This is a genomic window from Rhizobium ruizarguesonis (assembly GCF_012349115.1).
GTDB classification, from domain to species: domain Bacteria; phylum Pseudomonadota; class Alphaproteobacteria; order Rhizobiales; family Rhizobiaceae; genus Rhizobium; species Rhizobium ruizarguesonis.
The window spans coordinates 18,068-39,280 of sequence record NZ_PQIG01000002.1; the positions used below are offsets into that span (position 1 = coordinate 18,068).

General features: G+C 61.3%; 21 protein-coding genes. 13 read left to right on the plus strand and 8 right to left on the minus strand.

The window, feature by feature from the left end:
- Positions 1 to 34: 34 nt before the first annotated feature.
- From cysE to C3Y91_RS01540, 5 genes are all read right to left on the minus strand, one after another.
- Positions 35 to 853 carry a serine O-acetyltransferase gene (gene cysE, locus C3Y91_RS01520; protein ID WP_024322291.1) on the minus strand — a complete coding sequence of 273 codons (819 nt, stop codon included), beginning with the start codon at positions 851 to 853 and terminating at the stop codon, positions 35 to 37.
- Positions 854 to 949: 96 nt separating this feature from the next.
- On the minus strand, positions 950 to 1,447 hold the full coding sequence (locus tag C3Y91_RS01525; RefSeq protein WP_168574901.1) for a GNAT family N-acetyltransferase: 498 nt from the start codon (positions 1,445 to 1,447) through the stop codon (positions 950 to 952).
- Between the two features lie 14 nt (positions 1,448 to 1,461).
- Positions 1,462 to 2,451: a WD40 repeat domain-containing protein gene (locus tag C3Y91_RS01530; protein ID WP_075224432.1), complete on the minus strand. Its 990-nt coding sequence runs from the start codon at positions 2,449 to 2,451 to the stop codon at positions 1,462 to 1,464.
- Positions 2,451 to 3,539: a CobW family GTP-binding protein gene (locus C3Y91_RS01535; protein ID WP_024322294.1), complete on the minus strand. Its 1,089-nt coding sequence runs from the start codon at positions 3,537 to 3,539 to the stop codon at positions 2,451 to 2,453. Before C3Y91_RS01535 ends, C3Y91_RS01530 begins: the two co-directional genes overlap by 1 nt.
- A 148-nt stretch (positions 3,540 to 3,687) precedes the next feature.
- Positions 3,688 to 4,476 carry a creatininase family protein gene (locus C3Y91_RS01540; protein ID WP_168574902.1) on the minus strand — a complete coding sequence of 263 codons (789 nt, stop codon included), beginning with the start codon at positions 4,474 to 4,476 and terminating at the stop codon, positions 3,688 to 3,690.
- 85 nt (positions 4,477 to 4,561) lie between these two features.
- On the opposite strand from C3Y91_RS01540, the gene C3Y91_RS01545 reads away from it, so the two are divergent.
- From C3Y91_RS01545 to C3Y91_RS01575, 7 genes are all read left to right on the plus strand, one after another.
- Entirely contained in the window at positions 4,562 to 5,074 is a 513-nt protein-coding gene (locus C3Y91_RS01545; RefSeq protein ID WP_168574903.1) for a MarR family winged helix-turn-helix transcriptional regulator, read from the plus strand.
- Between the two features lie 117 nt (positions 5,075 to 5,191).
- On the plus strand, positions 5,192 to 6,214 hold the full coding sequence (locus tag C3Y91_RS01550; RefSeq protein WP_018072753.1) for a LacI family DNA-binding transcriptional regulator: 1,023 nt from the start codon (positions 5,192 to 5,194) through the stop codon (positions 6,212 to 6,214).
- Positions 6,215 to 6,243: 29 nt separating this feature from the next.
- On the plus strand, positions 6,244 to 7,200 hold the full coding sequence (locus tag C3Y91_RS01555; RefSeq protein WP_168574904.1) for a 2-hydroxyacid dehydrogenase: 957 nt from the start codon (positions 6,244 to 6,246) through the stop codon (positions 7,198 to 7,200).
- Between the two features lie 210 nt (positions 7,201 to 7,410).
- A complete protein-coding gene (locus tag C3Y91_RS01560) occupies positions 7,411 to 8,586 on the plus strand; it encodes a Toxic anion resistance protein (TelA) (protein WP_168574905.1) in 1,176 nt (391 codons plus the stop codon).
- Between the two features lie 22 nt (positions 8,587 to 8,608).
- Positions 8,609 to 9,316 carry a TerD family protein gene (locus C3Y91_RS01565; protein ID WP_024322300.1) on the plus strand — a complete coding sequence of 236 codons (708 nt, stop codon included), beginning with the start codon at positions 8,609 to 8,611 and terminating at the stop codon, positions 9,314 to 9,316.
- A 13-nt stretch (positions 9,317 to 9,329) separates the two neighbouring features.
- A complete protein-coding gene (locus tag C3Y91_RS01570; RefSeq protein ID WP_168574906.1) occupies positions 9,330 to 10,370 on the plus strand; it encodes a hypothetical protein in 1,041 nt (346 codons plus the stop codon).
- A 3-nt stretch (positions 10,371 to 10,373) separates the two neighbouring features.
- Entirely contained in the window at positions 10,374 to 11,153 is a 780-nt protein-coding gene (locus C3Y91_RS01575) for a VWA domain-containing protein (RefSeq protein WP_024322302.1), read from the plus strand.
- A 10-nt stretch (positions 11,154 to 11,163) separates the two neighbouring features.
- Here C3Y91_RS01575 and C3Y91_RS01580 read toward each other — a convergent pair whose 3' ends face one another.
- Positions 11,164 to 11,985, minus strand: coding sequence for a gamma-glutamyl-gamma-aminobutyrate hydrolase family protein (locus tag C3Y91_RS01580; protein WP_168574907.1), 822 nt, complete (start codon positions 11,983 to 11,985; stop codon positions 11,164 to 11,166).
- 293 nt (positions 11,986 to 12,278) lie between these two features.
- On the opposite strand from C3Y91_RS01580, the gene C3Y91_RS01585 reads away from it, so the two are divergent.
- Positions 12,279 to 13,385, plus strand: coding sequence for a TRAP transporter substrate-binding protein (locus tag C3Y91_RS01585; protein WP_003552852.1), 1,107 nt, complete (start codon positions 12,279 to 12,281; stop codon positions 13,383 to 13,385).
- Positions 13,386 to 13,469: 84 nt separating this feature from the next.
- Here C3Y91_RS01585 and C3Y91_RS01590 read toward each other — a convergent pair whose 3' ends face one another.
- Entirely contained in the window at positions 13,470 to 14,963 is a 1,494-nt protein-coding gene (locus C3Y91_RS01590) for a TRAP transporter large permease (protein WP_024322304.1), read from the minus strand.
- A 21-nt stretch (positions 14,964 to 14,984) separates the two neighbouring features.
- Positions 14,985 to 15,524, minus strand: coding sequence for a TRAP transporter small permease subunit (locus C3Y91_RS01595; protein ID WP_018497531.1), 540 nt, complete (start codon positions 15,522 to 15,524; stop codon positions 14,985 to 14,987).
- Between the two features lie 327 nt (positions 15,525 to 15,851).
- On the opposite strand from C3Y91_RS01595, the gene C3Y91_RS01600 reads away from it, so the two are divergent.
- The 5 genes from C3Y91_RS01600 (at position 15,852) to C3Y91_RS01620 (ending at position 21,212) form a co-directional block, all read left to right on the plus strand.
- Entirely contained in the window at positions 15,852 to 18,155 is a 2,304-nt protein-coding gene (locus C3Y91_RS01600) for a putative bifunctional diguanylate cyclase/phosphodiesterase (RefSeq protein WP_018497532.1), read from the plus strand.
- Positions 18,156 to 18,297: 142 nt separating this feature from the next.
- Positions 18,298 to 19,050, plus strand: a complete 753-nt coding sequence (locus C3Y91_RS01605) for an N-acyl amino acid synthase FeeM domain-containing protein (RefSeq protein WP_003542957.1) — start codon at positions 18,298 to 18,300, stop codon at positions 19,048 to 19,050.
- 235 nt (positions 19,051 to 19,285) lie between these two features.
- Positions 19,286 to 19,510, plus strand: a complete 225-nt coding sequence (locus C3Y91_RS01610) for an aa3-type cytochrome c oxidase subunit IV (protein WP_003552834.1) — start codon at positions 19,286 to 19,288, stop codon at positions 19,508 to 19,510.
- Positions 19,511 to 19,665: 155 nt separating this feature from the next.
- Complete coding sequence (locus C3Y91_RS01615; protein WP_024322305.1) at positions 19,666 to 20,814, plus strand: Re/Si-specific NAD(P)(+) transhydrogenase subunit alpha; 1,149 nt, start codon at positions 19,666 to 19,668, stop codon at positions 20,812 to 20,814.
- Complete coding sequence (locus tag C3Y91_RS01620) at positions 20,814 to 21,212, plus strand: proton-translocating transhydrogenase family protein (protein WP_168574908.1); 399 nt, start codon at positions 20,814 to 20,816, stop codon at positions 21,210 to 21,212. Before C3Y91_RS01615 ends, C3Y91_RS01620 begins: the two co-directional genes overlap by 1 nt.
- Position 21,213: the final 1 nt, after the last annotated feature.

Below are 21,213 nucleotides of genomic sequence, written 5' to 3' on the forward strand. Positions count from 1 at the left end.
CGAAAAGGGCCGAACCCTTTATCTCGGAGCGATCCTAGATGTTCTGGTCCATCGTCTCGGCCGGGATTTCATCGGCGCGGTGGATGCGTACGACGGCGGCTGGCACGCCGGCGACCGTGCAATGCTCGGGCACCGATTTGAGCACGACGCTACCGGCGGCAACTTTGCTGAAGGCGCCGATTTCGATATTGCCGAGGATCTTGGCGCCCGCGCCGATCATCACGCCGTGGCGTATCTTCGGGTGGCGGTCGCCGGTCTCCTTGCCGGTGCCGCCGAGCGTGACGTTCTGCAGGATCGACACTTCATCCTCGATCACAGCCGTTTCGCCGATGACGATGCCCGAACCGTGGTCGAGCATGATGGACGCGCCGATCCGCGCCGCCGGATGGATATCCGGGCCGAAGACCAGCGAAACGAGATTGGCGAGCCAACTGGCGATCTCCGGCCGGCCGGCGACCCAGAGCGCATGGGCGATACGATGCGTCTGCAGCGCATGAAAGCCCTTGAGATTGAGAAGCGCGTGCAGAAATGTGGTGCAGGCCGGATCGCGCTCGCGCACGGCGATGAGATCGGCCTCGACCTTCCGCATGATATCGGCATCAAGTGTGGACAGGATGAGATCGAACAGATCACTTGTTTCCACCTGCGCCACGGAGAGCCGCGCGGCCAGCACGCGGGCGATGATCTCATCGTTGTTGGCGGTGTCGGTTACCTCAGCGGCAAGCAGCCGCTGCAATATCGGCTCGCGTGCGGCAAGGTCGGCGGCCTCGGCGCGGATCACGGTCCAGACGGATGCATCGCCCAAAGCCTGCGGCTGTTGCTCGGCCAAACCGAGGCCGATCGATTTCGACATTCCCGCTTCCTCTGTCAGCCAGGGTGGCGCGCAAAGCGCTTCCGGTGCGGTTCATGTTTCGCCCGGGCAAGGCATTTGGCAAGCCCTGATTATCTTCTAGCCGTACGACGGTTGCAGGCCAGGTGTCCGCTCCGGAAGCCGGCGCCAATGATAGAGCACATCAGGCTCCCGTTCTTCGTTGTCGGCGCCATCGGTCTCCTCTTCGGCGGTAAAACCGTGCCGTTGGTAGAAAGCGCGAGCGCCCACATTACGCTGGAACGTCCAGAGCCTGATCTCGTCCATCTCTTCCTTGGCGCAGCCGAGAAGCAGGGAGCCGATGCCCTTGCCTTGAAAGTCGGGGAGAACGTAAAGCTGCTCTATCCAGTTGTCGCCATAGGCGATGACACCCACGAGCCGGTTGCCCGTGGCAGCGCCGAGGATCGAGAAATTCGGCAGCAGATGCATGCGCCAGTACTGCTCCTCTTCCTCGGGCGTATGCACATCCGGCAGCCAGGGCAGCCGCTGCCACAGGGCGACACGTCTGATTTCGGCTGCGGCATGCATGTGGTCGGCCGTCAGCGTCACGATTTCGGGTTCCGTCAGGGCGTCGTCCATTGCCGGCAGCGGGCTCAGGCCGCAATATCGATGACGCCGCAGTCGCCGGCTTCGGAGCCGAAGGCGAGCAGCTTACCGTTTTTGCTCCAGCTCATCGCCGTGATCGCGCCCTTACCAGGTCGGCGCAGCAGCGCTTCCTTGCTGTCGGCGATGCGCACGGCCAAGATCATGCCGTCGATGAAGCCGATGGCGAGGATATCCTCGAGCGGATGGAACTTCACCGCAGTCGCCATGATATTGGCGCGAGTGCCGAGCTCCAGCGGCGCCTTGCCCATCGGCCCGTCCTTGCCCTGGAAGGGCCAGACGATTGCCGCAGGCGCGCCTGAAGAGGCGAGCCACTTGCCCTTGACCGACCAGGAGAGCGATTTCACCTTGGAGGGGTAGCCGGTCATGCGCATGTGGCGGGCTTCGGTGCCGGGCTTGATGTCTAGCTTCCAGCCGTGCAGTGCGTTTTCCTGCATCGAGGTGACAAGGAAATTGCCATCCGGCGAGAAGGTGACGCCGGTATGCGCACCCTTCCATTCCAGATCGACCGGCTTGGCGTTCATGCCGATCCAGTGCAGCGACACGCCGTTGTAGCGCGCCGCCGCGATGCGCAGGCCCTTCGGCGCAAAGGCAAGGCCTTCGACCGTGCGCTCCTCGGGGAATTCCTTGGTCGTGCCATCGGCAAGGCGCACGAGCGAACTCTTGCCGTAGGAATAGGCAACGGCACCCTGCGGGCCGGCTGCGACCTGCGAAATCCACTTGCGCGGCGCGGTCGCGATTTCGCTGACGCTGCCGTCGGCGGCAATGCGCAGCACCTTGCCGTCCTCGCCGCCCGATATCAGGCTCTCGCTGTAGGGATCACGAATGGCGGTGAGCATGCCCTGGTGGGCTTCGGAAACCCTGTCGCCGCCTTCCAGCCGGTGGAAAGTACCGTTTGCGCTTGCGAAGAAGGGAACATCACCTAAAAATTCGACGGCGAGAACGTGGCCGTCGAGATCAAGCGGTGCAACTGTCGGCATTAGGCGGCGGCCCCGCAGGCCTTGAAGGAGGCTTCGAGCTTCTCGCGGTCGAGTTCGCGGCCGATGAAGACGAGACGGCTCTCGTGCTTTTCGCCTTCCTTCCACGGCCGTTGGTGATCGCCCTCGATGATCATGTGCACGCCCTGAACGACGTAACGCTCGGGATCGTCCTTGAAGGCGATGATGCCCTTGAGACGCAGAATATTAGGCCCCTGCGTCTGGGTGATCTTCTGGATCCAGGGGAAGAAGCGCTCCGGGTTCATCTCGCCGCCGCGCAGCGACACCGACTGCACCGTTACATCGTGGATCGCCGACATCGCGCCATGGTGGTGATGGTCGTGGCCGTGATGATCATGGTCATGGTCATGGTCATGATGGTGGTGGTCGTGATCGCAATCGGGGCCGCAGACATGGTCGTCATGGCCCTGCTCAAGGAAATGCGGATCGTTTTCGAGCGCGCGCTCCAGGTTGAAGGCGCCCTGATCGAGCACGCGAGCGAGATCGACGCCCGAGCGGCTGGTCTTGTAGACGCGGGCGGCCGGGTTGATGGCGCGGACGATATCCTCGATCACATCAAGTTCTTCCGGGGTCACGAGGTCGCTCTTGTTGATGATGACGACATCGGCGAAGGCGATCTGATCCTCGGCCTCGCGGCTGTCCTTCAGGCGCAGCGGCAGGTGCTTGGCATCGACGAGGGCGACGACGGCGTCGAGCTCGGTCTTGGCGCGCACGTCGTCATCCATGAAGAAGGTCTGGGCGACCGGCACTGGATCGGCAAGGCCTGTCGTTTCGACGATGATGCCGTCGAAGCGGCCGGGACGGCGCATCAGACCTTCGACGACGCGGATCAGGTCGCCGCGCACAGTGCAACAGACGCAGCCATTGTTCATCTCGTAGATTTCTTCGTCCGACTCGACGATCAGGTCGTTGTCGATGCCGATTTCGCCGAATTCATTGACGATGACCGCATATTTCTTGCCGTGATTTTCGGAGAGAATGCGGTTGAGCAACGTCGTCTTGCCGGCGCCGAGATAGCCGGTGAGCACGGTAACGGGAATGGGCTTCAGGGTGGAGATCGCGTCGGTCATGAGAACCTCTAGGATTAGGCGTGCGGCCGAGCGGCTTGGGATCGGCTGCTTGAACGGTTGGTCTCATATAATGGCTTGAGCGTGGCAGTTCAAAGGGTTTTATAATGTTATAAGATCACATCGTTTGCGCGGCGCAGATGAGCCATATTTACCGCAGCTGAGTGACGTCAAATGCATCGACATCCTCCAGCAGTTCCACCAGTCCCTTGACCGCATGGGTAATCAGCGCCTCACCCTTTTGCGCCGTCGCAGCTGCGGCGTTGCCTGCCACGCCTTCGGCATTAAGGTCCGACATCTTCCAGCCGAAGGCGTGCGGCCCGTGGGCGCGCAGATGCTTGAAACGCTCGGCGAATTCCGTCTGTCGCGAGGGGAAGTCTGCCGCCTTCGCCATATCAACCTTATCGGGATGAAGTGCCAGCATAACCGAGGTCTCGATATCGCCGCCATGGATGCCGATCGCCTTTTCCTCCGACGTGACCACGCCATCCGGCACGCCGAAACGGGTCCAGCTCGTCGCCACCGCCAGCATGGCAAAGCGGACCCGCGCCTCGGTCGCGACGACTGATATGACGGGCGAATTGCCGCCATGGGCGTTCAGCATCACGAATTTGCGGATGCCCTGCTTCGCCAGGCCTTCGGCGATGCCGAGCCAGCGGTTTACCGCTTCGTCGAAGGCAAGCGTCTTCGTTCCTTCAACATCCATATGCTCTATGGAATAGCCGATGGAATCGGCGGGCAGGAAGGTAACCGGCAGGCCAGCGGGCAAGGCTATCTTCAATCGCCCGGCGATGCCTTCGGCAATCAGAGTGTCGGTTTCGAAGGGCAGGTGAGGGCCGTGCTGTTCATGGGCGCCGAGCGGCAGCACGGCGATCAAACGGCGCCCGTCAGGTGCAAAGGCCGGGTTGCTGTCCTCGAAGCGCGGCGAAGGTGTCATCATCCGGTTGTTGCCTCTTGTTTATGACGAGATCCTGGGCAATGTCATATCGCAGCGGCGTCGGGGCTTAAAGATCAAAGGGATGGCTATGGGAAAGAAGCACAAGGACGGTAAAAAGAACAAGTCCAAGAAGAAGGACCAGACCGAGTATACGCTCATCGATCTCTCCCCGGCCCTGACCCAGGCAGCGCGTTCGATGCGGACAGTGCTCTCGCGCAACCTGCTTGAAAGCGGCCTCTATGCCGGCCAGGATGGCGTCATCCTCTCGCTTGCCGAGAGCGACGGCATGACGGCAGGCGGCCTTGCCCAGAAGCTCGGCGTCAAGGCGCCGACGATGACGCGTACCATCGGTCGCATGGAGGCGCAGGGCTTCCTCGAGCGCAAACCCGATGCCGAGGATGCGCGCCTCACCAAAGTCTATCTCACCGACCTCGGCCGTGGCAGCGTTCAGGGGATCGAGATGGCGGCTTCGGCCTGCGACATGCTGGCGACGCAGGAGTTCTCCGAGAAGGAAATCCGCAATCTCGTCCGCCTGCTGAAGGCGATCGATGCCAATCTGCAGGCCGAAGCCATTCCTATCGAAGAACCGGACGAAGACTGAAATTTCCCCGAAAGACGAATTGCTTCCATCGATTAAATCTTTTAATTAAACATTTTAAGGGCCGCGCCGGTTTGACGGCGGGGTCTTGTCGCTTGCGTGCTGCCTGGAGGAGGACACGTGGTCCAGAAGATCAAGCTTTCGACAATCGCCGAAACGCTCGGCATTTCAACGGCGACCGTATCGCTTGCCTTACGCGACAGTCCGCTCGTCGCCAGCAATACCCGGGAGAAGATCAAGGAACAGGCCCGCGCGCTCGGCTATATCTACAATCGCCGTGCCGCCAGCCTTCGCACTTCGCGCTCCGGCATCATCGGCGTCGTCGTGCACGACATCATGAACCCCTTCTATGGCGAGATCCTGAAGGCGATCGAAAGCGAGCTCGATCGCAGCCGCCACACCTTCATCCTTTCCAACCATTACGACAATGTCGAAAAGCAGCGCACCTTCATCGAGACACTCCTGCAGCTCGGCGGTGACGGCGTCATCATGTCGCCGGCGATCGGTACGCCGCCGGAAGACGTGCAGCTGGCGGAAGAGAACGGCATGCCGGCGATCCTGGTCGCCCGCTCGATGGAAGGGCAGGACCTGCCGACCTATCGCGGCGACGACAGCTACGGCATCTCGCTCGCCACCAACCACCTGATCGGCCTTGGCCACCGCTCGATCGCCATGATCGGCGGCACGGACCAGACATCCACCGGCCGCGATCGCTACCAGGGTTATGTCAACTCGCTGCGCAAGGCCGGCATCGAGGTCGATCCGAACCTGCGCATTCCCGGACCGCGCTCGAAACAGGGCGGTTTCGAGGCTGCAGTGCATTTCCTTTCGCTGCCGCAGAAGCCGACCGCAGCCGTCTGCTGGAACGATCTCGTGGCGATCGGCCTGATGAACGGCATTGCACGCGCCGGTCTGGTGCCGGGACGCGATATTTCCGTCACCGGTTACGACGATCTCGAGGAGGCCTCGATCGCTACGCCGGCGCTAACGACCGTCTGGAACGGGCAGGCCGAGGTCGGGCGCCTGGCCGCCCGGGCGCTGCTCGATCGCCTTGCCGGCAGCCATGAGCCTGATGGCATGCATCTGATCAAGCCGGAAATGCGCATTCGCCAGTCCACCAGTCCCCATCGGCCCCGCGCCTGAACCACGACCGCCATCCAAGAGGAAAAGCCATGTCTCGCATCGCCATTCTCGTTCCCGGGAAGATACACGAGCGTGTTCTCGAAAGGCTGAAGGATCGTTTTGAGATTATTGCCGTCGCACGCGAGGAGAAGCTTGCACTGGACAGCGAGACCGCCGGCCGCATCCGCGGCGTCGCCGTTTCCGGTTCCTTCCCAGGCGCCTGGATGGACCAACTGCCGCATGCTGAAGTGATCGCCAATTTCGGTGTCGGTTATGACGGCATCGACGTGAAACGCGCCGCAGAAAAAGGCATCGTCGTCACCAATACGCCTGAGGTGCTGAACGACGAGGTCGCCGATACGGCGATCGGCCTGCTGCTGAACACGGTTCGCGAACTGCCGCGGGCCGAAGCTTGGCTGCGTGCGGGCAACTGGAAGCCGGGCACGGCCTATCCGCTGTCGCGCTTCTCGCTCAAGGGCCGCCATGTCGGGCTTTATGGCCTTGGCCGCATCGGGCTCGAAATCGCCAAGCGGCTGGAGCCGTTCAAGGTGAAGATCAGTTATCACACGCGTTCACGCCATGCCGATGTGTCCTACGATTATCACCCGACGTTGAAGGGGCTGGTGGAGGCCGTGGATACGCTGATCGCCATCGTTCCGAAGACGCCGCAGACGCACAAGACGATCGATGCCGATATTCTGGCAGCACTCGGCCCTGACGGCATCCTCGTCAATGTCGGCCGCGGCTGGACGGTGGACGAGGAGGCGCTGAGTGCCGCGCTTGCTTCCGGCGCGCTCGGTGCTGCCGGTCTGGACGTCTTCTATGAAGAGCCCACGGTGCCGGCCGACCTGTTTGAGCCGACCAATGCCGTGCTGCTGCCGCACGTCGCCTCCGCGTCCGTGCCGACACGCAATGCGATGGCCGATCTCGTCGCCGACAATCTCATCGCCTGGTTCGAGAAGGGTGCGGCGCTGACGCCGGTGCCGGAGACGCCGCAGAAGGCTTAGGTGCGTCGGATAGAACTTGATTCATGCGATATGCTTCAGGTCTCTGATACCGATACCGGCTCTGTCAATCGACTGTTGTTGTTGGACGATATGTTGCTCGGCACGATCCCTTCGGTTACATTCTCGCCGATTTTTACAACTTATGTTCGCAACCTTCCGTACGGCTTGGAGCCGCGTCGACAGGCTAGCCGAAGAAAAGGAATTGACGGCATGTCGGAGCCAAGTGCGTCGAACACGACGACCCTCGAGACCGACCAGGGTCTGATGCCGGCGATTTCGACCGGCAGTCTGCCGGCGGTCGTGACGGTTATTCTTCCGCCTGAGAAAGCCGGCGAGGTCAGCGAGCTTGCAGAGCGGTACCGGCTGGCAACGGCGGAGCCGCATACTTTGATTACCTTCGGCCAGGAGGCCATCGGCGGTTTCGGCGCCAAGCTCGATGCCATCCTTTCGCAGATTACCAATGCGCAGTCGCCGGTGCTGTTCGAATTGTTCCGGACGATCCGGAACGGCATCAACGGCGCCGATCTCCAAGGGCTCGAGGCAAGTATCCGGGAAAAGCTGAAGGGCAGTTTCCTCGAGCGCCTGCTGATCGCTGTCGGCCTTGGTGACCCGGCCAAACGCCTGAAGACGGTGACGGACGAGGTTCGCGGCATGCTGCAAAGCAAGGCCAAGTCCCTCGGTGATCTTGTCAGGCCGATGGAGGCGCAGATCGAGGAGGAGAGCGGCAAGCTCATCCTCGAGGTGTCGCGCATGAGCACGCTGGCGCAGGGGTATCGCGATACGATCGTGTCTCTCGGCGTCTTCGTCGAGGCCGGCCGACGTATCCTTGCCGATGCCGGCCACGAACTTGACCGGTTGACCAACGAGGCGGCCTCCGGCGATCCGCTCAAGGTGCAGGAAGCCCGTGATTTCTCGCAGAAGCTCGATATCTTCCAGAACCGGGTCCTCGTTCTTGAAACCGCCTATGCCAAGGCGCCGGCCGATCTCGATTCGATCGGTATTGCCCGGGGTGCGGCGCTTTCGACCCTTGCGGATACGGTCACCTCGGCCAACGCAGAATTCAACGACATCAAGTCGATCCTGATCCGGCTGCACGCACTCTTCCAGATGCAGTCGATCCAGCAGATGAATGCCATGCGGCGCGAATTGCGCGCATCGCTTCAGCAATATGGATCCGAGGTGCTCGAGGATGTCTCGGTCAATTCAGTCAAGGCTGCCGGGGAGACCCGGCTTGCCGATGCCGATCTGGTGCTTAGCACCGCGCAGCGGCTGCGTAATATCGCCGACAAGGTGGTCGCCGAAGGCGAGCGAAACAAGGAGCGTTATGCCGCCGCCCGCGTCAAGCTCGAGCAAGCGCGCCAAATCGTGACCGATCGCCCGATCTGAGACTTCAGGAGAAATACAGCGCATGGCAACCTTCAAGCTCAACAAGGGTCAGTCATTTCAGATCCAGAAGGAAATCCAGCTCGTCCATTCGGGACTTGTCTGGGATCCGCCCGAAGGTTCGGGCCCGGCCTTCGATCTCGATGTGCATTGTTTTGCGCTGGTCCATCCCGGTGGCGATGCCAACCGTGCGCGGCTCTACAATGAAGGCTCGCATGCGCTGTGTTATGCTTTCGTGCGCAGTTCCGGCAATCCGGAAGGCTCGCTCATCAAGAACGCCGACGGCTCCTTCCAGACGGATGACGGCTCGATGTGGCACGAACGCGATGACCGGACCGGACGTGGCGGCCTGATAAAAGGGTCAGAACCGGACGATGACGGTGACGAAGACGACCATGGCGGCGGTCACCATGACGAGGGTTTCCGCGAGGAGTTCAAGATCGTGCTGGCGAAGCTGCCGGGGGAGGTCTCGGAGCTTGCCGTCTGGGCGACGATCCATGATGCCGAGCGCAAGAGACAGGATTTCGGCAAGGTCAAGAACGCCTATATCGAAGTTTGCGATGCGATGGACGACGAGCTCTGCCGCTATCAGCTTACGGCCGAGTTTGCCGGCAAGACGACGATACAGGTGGCTTCCTTTCTGAAACAGCCGGATGGATCCTGGCGATTCCATGCCGTCGGCGCGGGATCGAACGCCGGACTTGGCGACATCATTCAAGCCTATTTCGGCTGAGCGGGAGCCTCAATTGACAAGCGGCGAGGCAGATGGACCACCGGAAAAGCAGCCGGGCCGGTTGCCAAAGGTGCTTTTTCCGGAAAGCGCATCGCCTGACGTTGCCGCTCCTTCCCGGCCGCCTGCCGAACCGAGAATCCTGTTTGGTTCGCCGCAAGCCCCGACACTCAAAGGCGACACACCGCGCGTTCTTGCGGCCGGCGAAGTTCGCCGGCGCATTCCCTGCAGCGTGGCGGCGCTTCTGGAGATCGACGCCAACGCTGCGGCATCGCTTGCGTCAATGGCGTTGCGCATCGTTGACGGGACCAATCTCGACGACCATCATTTCGACGACGTCGTGCGCTTCGGCGCTAGCCTCCAGACAGAGCATGGCAGGCTTGCCGAAAGCGAACTCGCCCTTGTCGACAGCGAAGTGTTGGCGCGTGGAAAGCGCCTGAGTGCCGAGCTGCTCCAGCGTCTCGGCGATCTCGACCCTGACCGCGTCTTTGCCGTTCGCGGCGGCGTTCTGAGGGCGATCAAAGCGCTGACGGCGCCGCGCGAGCCTGCCGGCCTGTATTCGCAGCTTTACCCTGAAGTGCAGGCCTTGGCGAAGGAACTCGATGCGCTTGCTCCCGAGATTGTCGTCATCGCGAAAGAGCTGCGCGCGGTCGGCAAAGGCTATGCGACGCTCGACCGCAATCTGGCGGCCCATATCCTGGCGGGGCGTTTCCTCGTTCATTACGTCAGCGGGCTCCAACTGTCCGATCACGAGCGGCAGGCCCATTACACCTCGCAAGCCGAAGCGATCGAGACGAGGACTGTCAGTCTCGCGGCCACGAAAGCCACGATCGAGGTGAGCACGCGGACGGTTGCTGCCGTTGCACGACACGTCGAGGCATTGGGACACGCTGCAGAAGGCCTGTTGCAGGAGGAGCTGCCGGCGTGGCATGCGGCCTATTCCGCGGCGCTGACGGCGGCGCGAACCGCTCAATCACCAGCGCAGGCCGGCGCCGCCGGAGCGCCGTTGCGCGGCATTCACGCGCGTATTCTAGGAAAACTCAAATCGGAGGGATGACCCATGACGACATTCAAGCTGCACAAGCCCGAGGAAGAAGTTCGCCGCGTCGGCTTCGTCCTTCAGAAACAGGGCATTCACGAGCGCATTCCGGCGCAGGTCGGCCTCAACATCGATGTCTCGGGCTCGATGAGCGACCTTTTCAAATCCGGTGCGGTACAGGCGGCGCTCGAGCGTATTCTTCCCGTCGCTCTCTATTTCGATGATGACGGGCGTATCGATACCTGGGTGTTCTCCAATCAGGAGAAGATGGCATCGCTCGCGCCGGCTACCGCGAAAAATTACGAAGGTTACGTCGAGCGCGAGATCATCAGCAATAATAAGCTGAAAACCGTGCTCTGGGGTGGCACCGATTACGGCCCAGTCATCCGCTCGAACCTGATGACATATGGTTTGATGGAAGAGGAGGCGGCTGGCGGCCTGCTCGGCATGATCTTCGGGATGAGCCGCGATACATTCGGCGAGGAGACACGTTCGGGTGTTCCGGCGATCAACTACTTCCTGACGGATGGCGAGAATGCCGACCGGGATGCGGCCTGGACGCTGCTGCAGAAGGCCGAGCACGCCGAATCGCAGATATACTATGTCATGGTCGGCGTCGGTGACGAACGCTTCGACTTCCTGCGCAGCGCGGCAGAGCAATTTCCGAATGTCGGCTTCGTCAGCGTCAAGGATCTTGGGGAGTTCGTCGGCAGCGACGATGCCTATGAGAAACTGCTGCCGGCGGAGCTCTGCACCTGGCTCAAGCATGAGCATGATGACGAGGACGAAGATCACCATTGATCGACGCGGTTCAACGCCCGGCGGGTCTGGTGGCTCGCCGGCGTTGTGCCGTCAGGCGATCGACTGCCGCGGGGGAGACCGGCAGCTTGGCCGCAGCATAGCTGCGGACGGCGTCGCCGAAAGCGGCGAACAGCTGGTTCGAGGACTTGTCGGTTTCAGCCCAATATTCCGGATGCCATTGCACGCCGACAGCGAAAGCCTTGGCGTCGATAACGGAAACGGCCTCCACCGTGCCGTCCTCGGCGACCGCTTCCACCTGCAGGCGTGGGGCGGTTCTGGCGATTGCCTGGCGATGCAGGGAATTCACGCGGATCTCGCCCGGACCGAGAATGCCTGCGATGCAGGAACCTTCCTTGACGTGGACGGTCTGGCGAATGGCGTACATGCCGTCCCGGTCGACGCCTTCTGGCCGGCGATGGTCCCAGATGCCGGGCTGCTCCTGGATCTCGCTTGCCAGCGAGCCGCCGAGGGCGACATTCAGCTCCTGGATGCCGCGGCAGATGGCGAGCAGCGGGATGGCGCGGTCGATGGCGCGGCGGATGAGCGGCAGGCTGGTGGCGTCGCGGGCGGGGTCGAAGGGGCCGTCCTTGTCATTCGCCTCGGCACCGTAGAGCGAGGGATGAACATTGCTGGCCGAACCGGAGACCAGCAGGCCGTCGACGCGGTCGAGGATCGCATCGGTATCGTAGCTCTCCTCGAAAGCGGGGATGATGAAGGCCATGACACCGGATGCGTTCAATGCGGCGCGCAGATATTGATGCTGCACGGCATGCCAGGTCGCGCCGTCGAAGCTACGGATATCGGCAGGAATGGCAACGATCGGTTTCGTCATATCAGCCCCGGTCAAAATCATTATGCTCGTCGTTTCTTCCGCCTGAACGGCCGTCAAGTCAACGCTTGGCTGTATCAGGTGGCCAAATTGCGACGGAAGCGGCGTCCTGCCTTTCCGGTTTACCGCTAAGCCGCTGATTCTGATGGATAGGTGCGGGCTGCCTTATTGCCGTCTTGATGCCAAAGGCTAATAGACTAAAGCTTGAATCGCGGCTTGCGCCATGCTTAGCTTTGCCCTTGCTGCGGGTAGGGGTGAGATTGGCCGCGCAGTGTCATCTATATGGGAGGTTTTTGATGGATCGTCGTTCGTTTTTCAAGAAGGCGGGAACCGCCGGCGCCGGTGCGGTCGCCGCAACGGCATTGGCAGCGCCTGCGATCGCGCAGGAGAATCCGAAGATCGCGTGGCGCATGACGTCGTCGTTTCCGAAGAGCTTGGATACGATCTATGGCGGCGCCGAGGATATCGCCAAGCATGTTGCCGCCGCGACAGACGGGAATTTCACGATCCAGCCCTTCGCTGCCGGTGAAATCGTCCCCGGCCTGCAGGCCGTCGATGCGGTTGCCGCCGGTACGGTCGAGGCAGCCCACACTACCTCCTATTATTTCGTTGGCAAGGACCCGACCTATGCCATCGGAACGGCCATTCCGTTCGGGCTGAACAGCCGCCTGACCAATGCCTGGTACTATGAAGGCAACGGCAACAAGCTGATGAACGAGTTTTATGCGACGCAGGGCATGTATGCGCTGCCGGCCGGCAATACCGGTGCGCAGATGGGTGGCTGGTTCCGCAAGGAAATCAATACGCTCGATGACCTCAAGGGAGTCAAGATGCGTATTGCCGGTCTCGCCGGCCGCGTCATGGAGAAGGTTGGCGTCATCCCGCAGCAGATCGCCGGCGGCGACATCTATCCGGCGTTGGAAAAAGGCACGATCGATGCGGCGGAATTCGTCGGCCCCTATGACGACCTGAAGCTCGGCTTCCACAAGGTGGCGAAGTACTACTATTATCCGGGCTGGTGGGAAGGTGGCCCGACGGTGCATGGGTTCTTCAATCTTGAAAAATGGAGCAGCCTGCCCAAGCATTATCAGGCAGCGCTGACCGACGCCTGCGCCTTCGCCAACACCAACATGCTGGCGAAGTACGACACGAAGAACCCGACCGCGTTGAAGCAGCTCGTCGCGGAAGGCGCGACGCTGCGCCCGTTCAGTCAGGAGATCATGGAAGCCTGCTTCCAGGCGGCGACGGGCATCTACAGCGAAATCTCGGGCACGAACCAGTATTTCAAGAAGATCTACGACGATCAGACCGCCTTCAAGCGGGACGCCTATCTGTGGATGCAGCTGTCGGAATACACTTTCGATACGTTCATGATGATCCAGCAGCGGGCCGGCAAGCTTTAAGGCTTTCCGCAGGCAAGCGCGGCGATTTAGACGAAGACGATACCAAAACCCCGGATTTTTGTCCGGGGTTTTGTTTTTGCTGGACTATTTTGCCGGTGGCGGCGGTGCTCCCGGCAGGCCGTTCAACGGCGGCAGGGTCAGGCCGGGGATCTGCGGTGAGCCATTGCCACCGCCGCCCATCGGCGGCAGACCGAGCTGGCCGCCGAAGCCCGGGACTTCGATTTTGATCGAGTTCGGGTCGACCTTCGGGCCGTGATCCAGCCAATAGGTTACCGATTGCGGCCAGAAGATCACGATCGCCACCAGGATCAGCTGCATACCGACCCAGGGGAGAGCCCCCATGTAGATATCCGAGGTCTTGACGTCCTTGCTGGCGATCGAGCGCAGGTAGAAAAGCGCGAAGCCGAAGGGCGGGTGCATGAAGCTCGTCTGCATGTTGACGCAGATCAGGACGCCGAACCAGATCAGATCGATGCCGAGACTGGAGGCGACGGGGGCAAGCATCGGGATGACGATGAAGGCGATCTCGAAGAAATCGAGAAAGAAGGCGAGGACGAAGATGAAGATGTTGACGAAGATCAGGAAACCAACCGGCCCGCCTGGTATGCCCGACAGCATGTGCTCGATCCAGCGCGAGCCGTCCATGCCCTGGAAGACCAGGCTGAAACAGGTGGAGCCGATCAGGATCATCACCACCATGGATGTGATGTGCGTGGTCGATGCCATGGCTTCGCGGATCAGCGGCCAGGTGAGGCGGCGATTCATGGCGGCGAGCAGCATGGCGCCGACGACGCCGAGCGCGCCTGCCTCCGTCGGTGTCGCAAGGCCCATGAAGATCGTGCCGAGCACGAGGAAGATCAGCACGATCGAAGGCACCATGCCCATCAGCACCTTCACGAGCAGCGCCCAATTGAAATCGCCACGTACTTCCTTGGGCAGCGGCGGCATCGATTTCGGCCTGATAATCGACATCACCAGGATGAAGAGCACGAAGATCGCCACCTGCAGGATCGAGGGACCGATCGCGCCGAGATACATGTCGCCGACCGACCTTCCGAGCTGATCGGCAAGAACGACGAGCACGAGCGAGGGCGGGATCACCTGAGTAATCGTGCCGGAGGCCGCGATGACGCCGGTGGCAAGGCGCGGATTGTAGCCATAGCGCAGCATGATCGGCAGCGAGATCACCCCCATGGTGATGACGGAAGCGGCCACCGTGCCGGTGATCGCTCCGAGCACGGCACCGACGAGGATGACCGCATAGGCGAGGCCCCCGGGTATGCCACCGAAGAGTTTGCCGGTGCCTTCGAGCAGGTCCTCTGCCAGCCCGCAGCGCTCCAACACCGCGCCCATGAAGGTGAAGAAGGGGATGGCGAGCAGGAGGTCGTTGGAAAGAATACCGAAAAAGCGCAGCGGCAGAGCCTGCAGGAAGACCTCGCCGAAATGGCCGGTGGCGATGCCGACGATGGCGAAAAACAGGCCGACGGCGGCGAGCGAAAAGGCGACCGGAAAGCCGTAGAGCATGAAGATGACCATGCCCAGGAACATGGCCGGAGGAATGATACCGAAATCAAACAAATCCGCTTCTCCCAGCCGGCGTTACTGCAGCGGCTTTTCGTATGTCGTGTCGATGGTGATGTGGCCGGTGAGCGCTGCGATCCGCTTGACCAGTTCCGAGACGCCCTGAAGAGAGAGCAGCGCGAAACCGGCGACAAGGATCAGCTTGACGGGCCAGCGGATCAGCCCGCCGGCATTGCCCGATATTTCCCCCTGATGGTAAGAGAGCGTGAAGAAGGGCCAGCACAGCCAGGTCAGATAGACGCATGCGGGAAGCAGGAAGAGGATGAGGCCGACGATGTCGATCCAGATCTTCGCCCTGTCGGAAACGGAACCATAGATCAGGTCGACGCGGACATGTTCGTTGTTGCGCAGCGCATGCGAGGCACCGAGCATGACGACGAAGGCGAAGAGATACCACTGGATCTCAAGCCAGCCGTTCGAACTGTAGTTGAAGGCATAGCGGACGATGGCGTTTCCGGCGCTGATCATACAGCAGAACAGCACCATATATTCGGCAAGTTTACCCATGAACTGACTGATCGAGTCGATCAGCCGGCTTGCTGCCAGAAGTACCGACATTCGCCTCCCCTTGTTCTTATCCCGCCGGTTTCCGGCAGCTTTCCCTCTTGCAATCGATGTAGACCACGGCCTTTGAAATTGGAAGGATAAATGCCTCGGGTTGGAGTATAGTCTTAGATGCACCGGCCCGGCTGTAGGGCCGTCGAATATTTCAACAACCCAGGCGTGGATAAATTATTTCAATAATCTCGCCGGCAGGCTGTATTAACGCGCGTAGGCTGTGCGGTTCACCCTGTGGTTTTAGAAAATTTGACCAAATGTTTGATTCCATTGAAATCAATTTTTAAAGGGTTGGGCTTAGAATTCCCGCGCACAGGGAAAGTGTGGATGAAGCCAGATAACCCGAACAGGGTCCCTTTAGATGTGTATCTGTCGTTTGTGAGCTCCCTTTCCGGGAACCGCATGACGTTGCTTGCTGGCGTGATCGTGCATGTCGCGACCTGCCTTGCCGTTGCTGCCAAGACGCAGTCCTTCGTCTACATCCTGCTGGCAGCCGCCTTCCTCCTGGTCTTCTGCGTTCGCATGGTCGTCTTCCGGCAGTTCGACCGCGTCGACAAGGAGAGCCTGTCGCACGCTGGAATCGAGCGTTGGGAGCGGATCCTGGTTGCCGGTGCGGCCTGCACTACCGCCCTGCTTGGCATCGCCAGCGGCTACGCCATCTTCGTCGTGCATGATTCCTTTGCGGAACTTGCCTGCATTGCCGTCACCATGGCGACCATGGTTTCCGTTGTCGGCCGCAATTACGGTTCGCGCCTGGCGGTCGACCTCCAGACCTTCTCCTGCTGTCTGCCGATGATCGTCTGCAGCCTGTTGGCGCTGGATTTTTATCGTGGCCTGCTGTCGATCTTCCTCATTCCCTTCTGGCTGACGACGCGGGCCATGGCGAACGGCGTCCGCGAGTTCCTCTATGAGAATGTCATCGCGCGCCGGGAAATCACCATCATCGCCGACCGCTTCGATACGGCGCTCAACAACATGCCGCATGGCTTGGTCATGGTCGATGCCGAAAACCGTATCCAGGTCGTCAATCGCAAAGCCTGCGAGCTTCTGAAGATCGGTGCGCCGGAGCGGTTGAAGGACCGCGACCTCGGCGCCGTGCTGCGCTACGGCGCGCGCTACAGCTTCATGGACGCCTCGCAGCCGGAGCTCATCCTGCGCCAGCTCACCCAGGTCGCCGAAGGTAACCTGTCGCGCACGCTCATTCATTTCCCCGAGGGCCTGTCGCTCGAATTCTCCGCCAGCCGAAGGGCCGACGGCGGCGCGGTGCTGATCTTCGAGGACGTGTCGAGCCGGGTGAAGGCAGAGCAGAAGATCATGCACATGGTCCGCTTCGATGCGTTGACCGGCCTGCCGAACCGAGAATATTTCGGGCAGCTGGTGCAGGAGTATCTCGCCAAGCATCAGAGGAAGTCCGGGCCGCTCGGCTTCATGGTCCTCGATATCGACGAGTTCAAACATGTCAACGACATGCGCGGCCACGTCACGGGCGACCATCTGCTCTGCGCCATCGCCGCCCGCATCAAGCAGGCCTCCGGCAATGCCATCCTCGGCCGGTTGATGGGAGACCAGTTCATCCTGTTCTTCCCGCATGCCAAGGAGCCGGCTTCGCTCGATATCGAGATCCGCCGCGTGCACGCCGCAATCCAGGGCAATTACGCGGTCGACGAACTGACCTTCCTCGTTTCGCTCAGCGCCGGCTACGCGATCCTCGAAAGTGCCGCGTTTGCGATGGACGAATGGAGCGTCAAGGCGGACCTAGCGCTGTTCGAAAGCAAGTCGCGCTTCAAGGGCGGCATTTCCGGCTTCGAGCGGGAGATGGATGGCCGCTATATCGAGCAGCAGAAGCTGAAGGCGGATCTGCGCGACGCGGTCTCGGCGCAGGCGCTGCATCTCGCCTTCCAGCCGATGTTCCGGGCAGACGGCTCGCGGATCGAATGCGCCGAGGCGTTGGCGCGCTGGGTGCATCCGGAGAAGGGCTCGATCCCGCCCGACGTCTTCATCCGGCTCGCCGAGGATATGGGGATCATCTCCGACATTACCCGGTTCGTCCTGTTCAAGGCGTGCAGCGAATGCATGAACTGGCCGGAGCATATCGCTGTCTCGGTCAACCTCTCGGCGCGGGACCTGCGCGATGCCGATATTGTCTCGGTGGTCGCCGAAGCGCTTGCTCATTCCGGCCTCGACGCGGCGCGGCTACATCTCGAAGTCACCGAAAGCTGCCTGATCGACGAGCCGGCGGCCGTGCGCGCCATCCTGGCGGAGCTCAGGGCCCGCGGCATCACCATCGCTATCGACGATTTCGGTACCGGCTTCTCCAGCCTCAGCTATCTCGACACGCTACCGCTCGATATCGTCAAGATCGATCGCTCCTTCGTGCGCAACATCGTCGAGGATAACCGCCGCCTCAAGCTGCTGCGCGGCACGGTCCATCTCGCCCGCGAACTGGGCCTGAAGATCGTCATCGAAGGCGTCGAAACCGAGGAGCAGCTCGCGCTGCTCAACAAGCACCGCAGCGCCGATCTTGTTCAGGGCTATGTTTTCTCGCCGCCGGTGCCTTCGCAGAATATCCCGCTGTTGCAGCAGGGCATCGGCCGCCGCGTCGTGCAACGCCGCCGCAACAAGGTCGCCTGAGCGCTCTGCGACGGCCGGTTTTCCCCTGAAGAGCGCGCGGCGCGTTAACCTTAACACTTTAAAAACAACGGAAATTATCGGATTTCCTTGCCTAAATTTCGCTGGCGTATGATTAATGATCCGTTAACGAGCGGATCGAGAAATGTCAGAGACACTGTTCAAGCGTAGTGATTTCAGCACAAAAATTTTGGAAGTTTTGGATCATGTCGAGTATCGCCGCGTCGAAAGCAGCGAAGACATGGAGCAGGTGGAACGGTTGCGCTACAAGGCTTACAAGGCCCATGACGTGCTGGCGCTCGCCCCGAAAGGGCTGCTGGACGACAGCGATTTCGACAGCCACGCCTATATTTTCGGTCTGTATTATTATGGGGAACTGGTCAGTACGATCCGGGTTCATTATGTGACACCCGAGCATCGCCTCAGTCAGTCCGGTGGCGCCTTTCCCGAGGCGATGGATGAACTTCTGGATGCCGGGTTGACCTTGATCGATCCGGCACGTTTTGCCGCCGACCCCGAGCTCACCGCCGATCTGCCGTGGGTGCCCTATCTGACGCTGAGGCCCACCATCGTGGCGGCGGCGTATTTCCGTGCGGACCGCGTTCTTCAGTTCGTTCGGCCTCCGCATGCGGCCTTCTACAAGCGGGTCTTCTATGCCGATACAGTCGTGCCGGGCCGGCTTGCGAAGAATTACGGGATCGACATGACGCTGATGGCGACGAATGTGATCGAGGTCGGGCGGAAGCTGTTGACGCGCTATCCCTTCTTCATCTCCAGCGCCAGCGAGCAACGCATGATGTTTTCGCGTAATCCCAACGACACCTTGCCGCCGCTGACCATCATTCCGACGGCGCGTTTCGTGCCGCAAGGCGAACTCGGCACCGACCTGCCGCTATAATTTGTCCTTGTCCCCGAGGGGGAGGTGAAGGGCAGCTGACGTGGCGACGGAGGCAGGCGAATCGGCCGTCCTTCAGGCCACGTTCCGGGCCGCTGACATGGCCGTTGCGGCGTGTGCCTGCGGCATTCTCATGGATTGCGCTTTCGCCTGTCATTGTGTAATCCCTGCACGTAGGGATTTCCCTCGCCTAGAGGGAAATCAGGCAGCGCAGAGGCATTTCAGGGAGACGATATTTATGGCCGAACATCATACCGGACCGGTCGAGACCGGCGCGCCGATGGATTACAAAGAACATGAAAAGACCTACGACATGTTCATCGCCAGCGCGAAATACGGCTCGATGCTTCTCATCGTCCTCCTGCTTGCGATGACCGCCGGTTTCTTCGGCGGCGCCGGTCTTCTCGGCGGCCTCTTCGTCTTCATCATCCTTCTCGCCGCCGGCATCTTCCTGTTCCGCTGATCGCGTAGATTCAGAGGGTCAGAGCGTCCTTTGTGCGTCCGAAAGGACGCACGGCGCTCTGAGGGGAGGAGAGCTTCTCCGAAGCTTTGTGAATGAGGTGCTTGGCCCGCGCAGGTGAGCCTGCGGCGGTCCGGCTGACCCGGAGGAGGGGGCAGTTGGGCAATATCGTTTTCGTTGCAAGGGAAATTGCGGGCGAGGAGACACGTGTCGCTGCCTCCGCCGAGACCGTGAAGAAGATGAAGAATTTCGGCTTCGACGTCGTCGTCGAAGCCGGTGCCGGTGCGGCTTCGCGCATTCCAGACGGGGAGTTCGAGGCCGCGGGCGCCAGGATCGGCAGTTTTGCGGATGCAGCCTCCGCGGATGTGGTGTTGAAGGTGCGCCGGCCCAGCGGATCGGAAATCTCCGGCTATAAAAGCGGCGCCGTGATCATCGCCATTATGGATCCCTACGGCAATGACGAAGCGATTGCGGCTTTGGCAAGTGCCGGGCTTTCGGCTTTCGCGATGGAACTGATGCCGCGCATTACCCGCGCCCAGTCCATGGATGTGCTGTCGTCCCAGGCCAATCTCGCCGGTTACCAAGCCGTCATCGAGGCGGCCGCGGTTTATGACCGCGCCATGCCGATGATGATGACGGCGGCCGGCACCGTGCCGGCCGCCAAGGTCTTCGTCATGGGCGCCGGCGTCGCGGGTCTTCAGGCGATCGCGACCGCGCGCCGCCTCGGCGCGGCGGTCTCGGCCACCGATGTTCGCCCCGCCGCCAAGGAGCAGGTCGCCTCACTCGGCGCCAAGTTCATCGCCGTCGAAGACGACGAGTTCAAGGCGGCGGAAACGGCCGGCGGCTATGCCAAGGAAATGTCCGCCGACTATCAGGCGAAACAGGCGGCTCTGATTGCCGAACACATCGCCAAGCAGGATATTGTCATCACCACCGCGCTGATCCCCGGTCGTGCGGCACCGCGGCTCGTTTCGCGCGCCATGCTCGCCTCGATGAAATCAGGTGCGGTCGCCATCGACCTCGCGGTCGAGCGCGGCGGCAATATCGAGGGCGTCGTCCCCGGCGAGATCGCCGATGTCGAAGGCGTCAGGGTGATCGGTTTCGCCAACATGCCGGGCCGGGTTGCTGCCAGCGCCTCGGCGCTCTACGCCAAGAACCTCGTGACCTTCCTCGAGACCATGGTCAACAAGGAAACCCGGAGCGTCGTCGTCAATCTTGACGACGAGCTCGTCAAGGCGACGATGCTGACCTATGCCGGCGACGTGGTTCATCCCGCCTTCGGCGGCGCGAAGAAGGGAGACATCTGATGGCCAGTGAAGCAATGGACAGGGCGCTGGAGCAGCTCGACCAGGCGGTGACTGCCGTCATCACGGCGGCGGCCCAGGCGCCGGAAGCGGCAAGCGCTGCGACCGGCGGGGCGATCGATCCTTTCGTCTTCCAGCTCGCCATCTTCGTATTGTCGATCTTCGTCGGCTATTACGTCGTGTGGTCGGTGACGCCGGCACTGCATACGCCGCTGATGGCCGTCACCAATGCGATCTCCTCCGTCATCGTCGTCGGCGCGCTTCTGGCGGTCGGCATCTCGACCAGCGGGCTTGCGGCCGGCTTCGGTTTCGTCGCCCTCGTGCTCGTCTCGGTGAACATCTTCGGCGGCTTCCTCGTCACGCAGCGGATGCTTTCGATGTACCGCAAGAAGGACCGGTGAG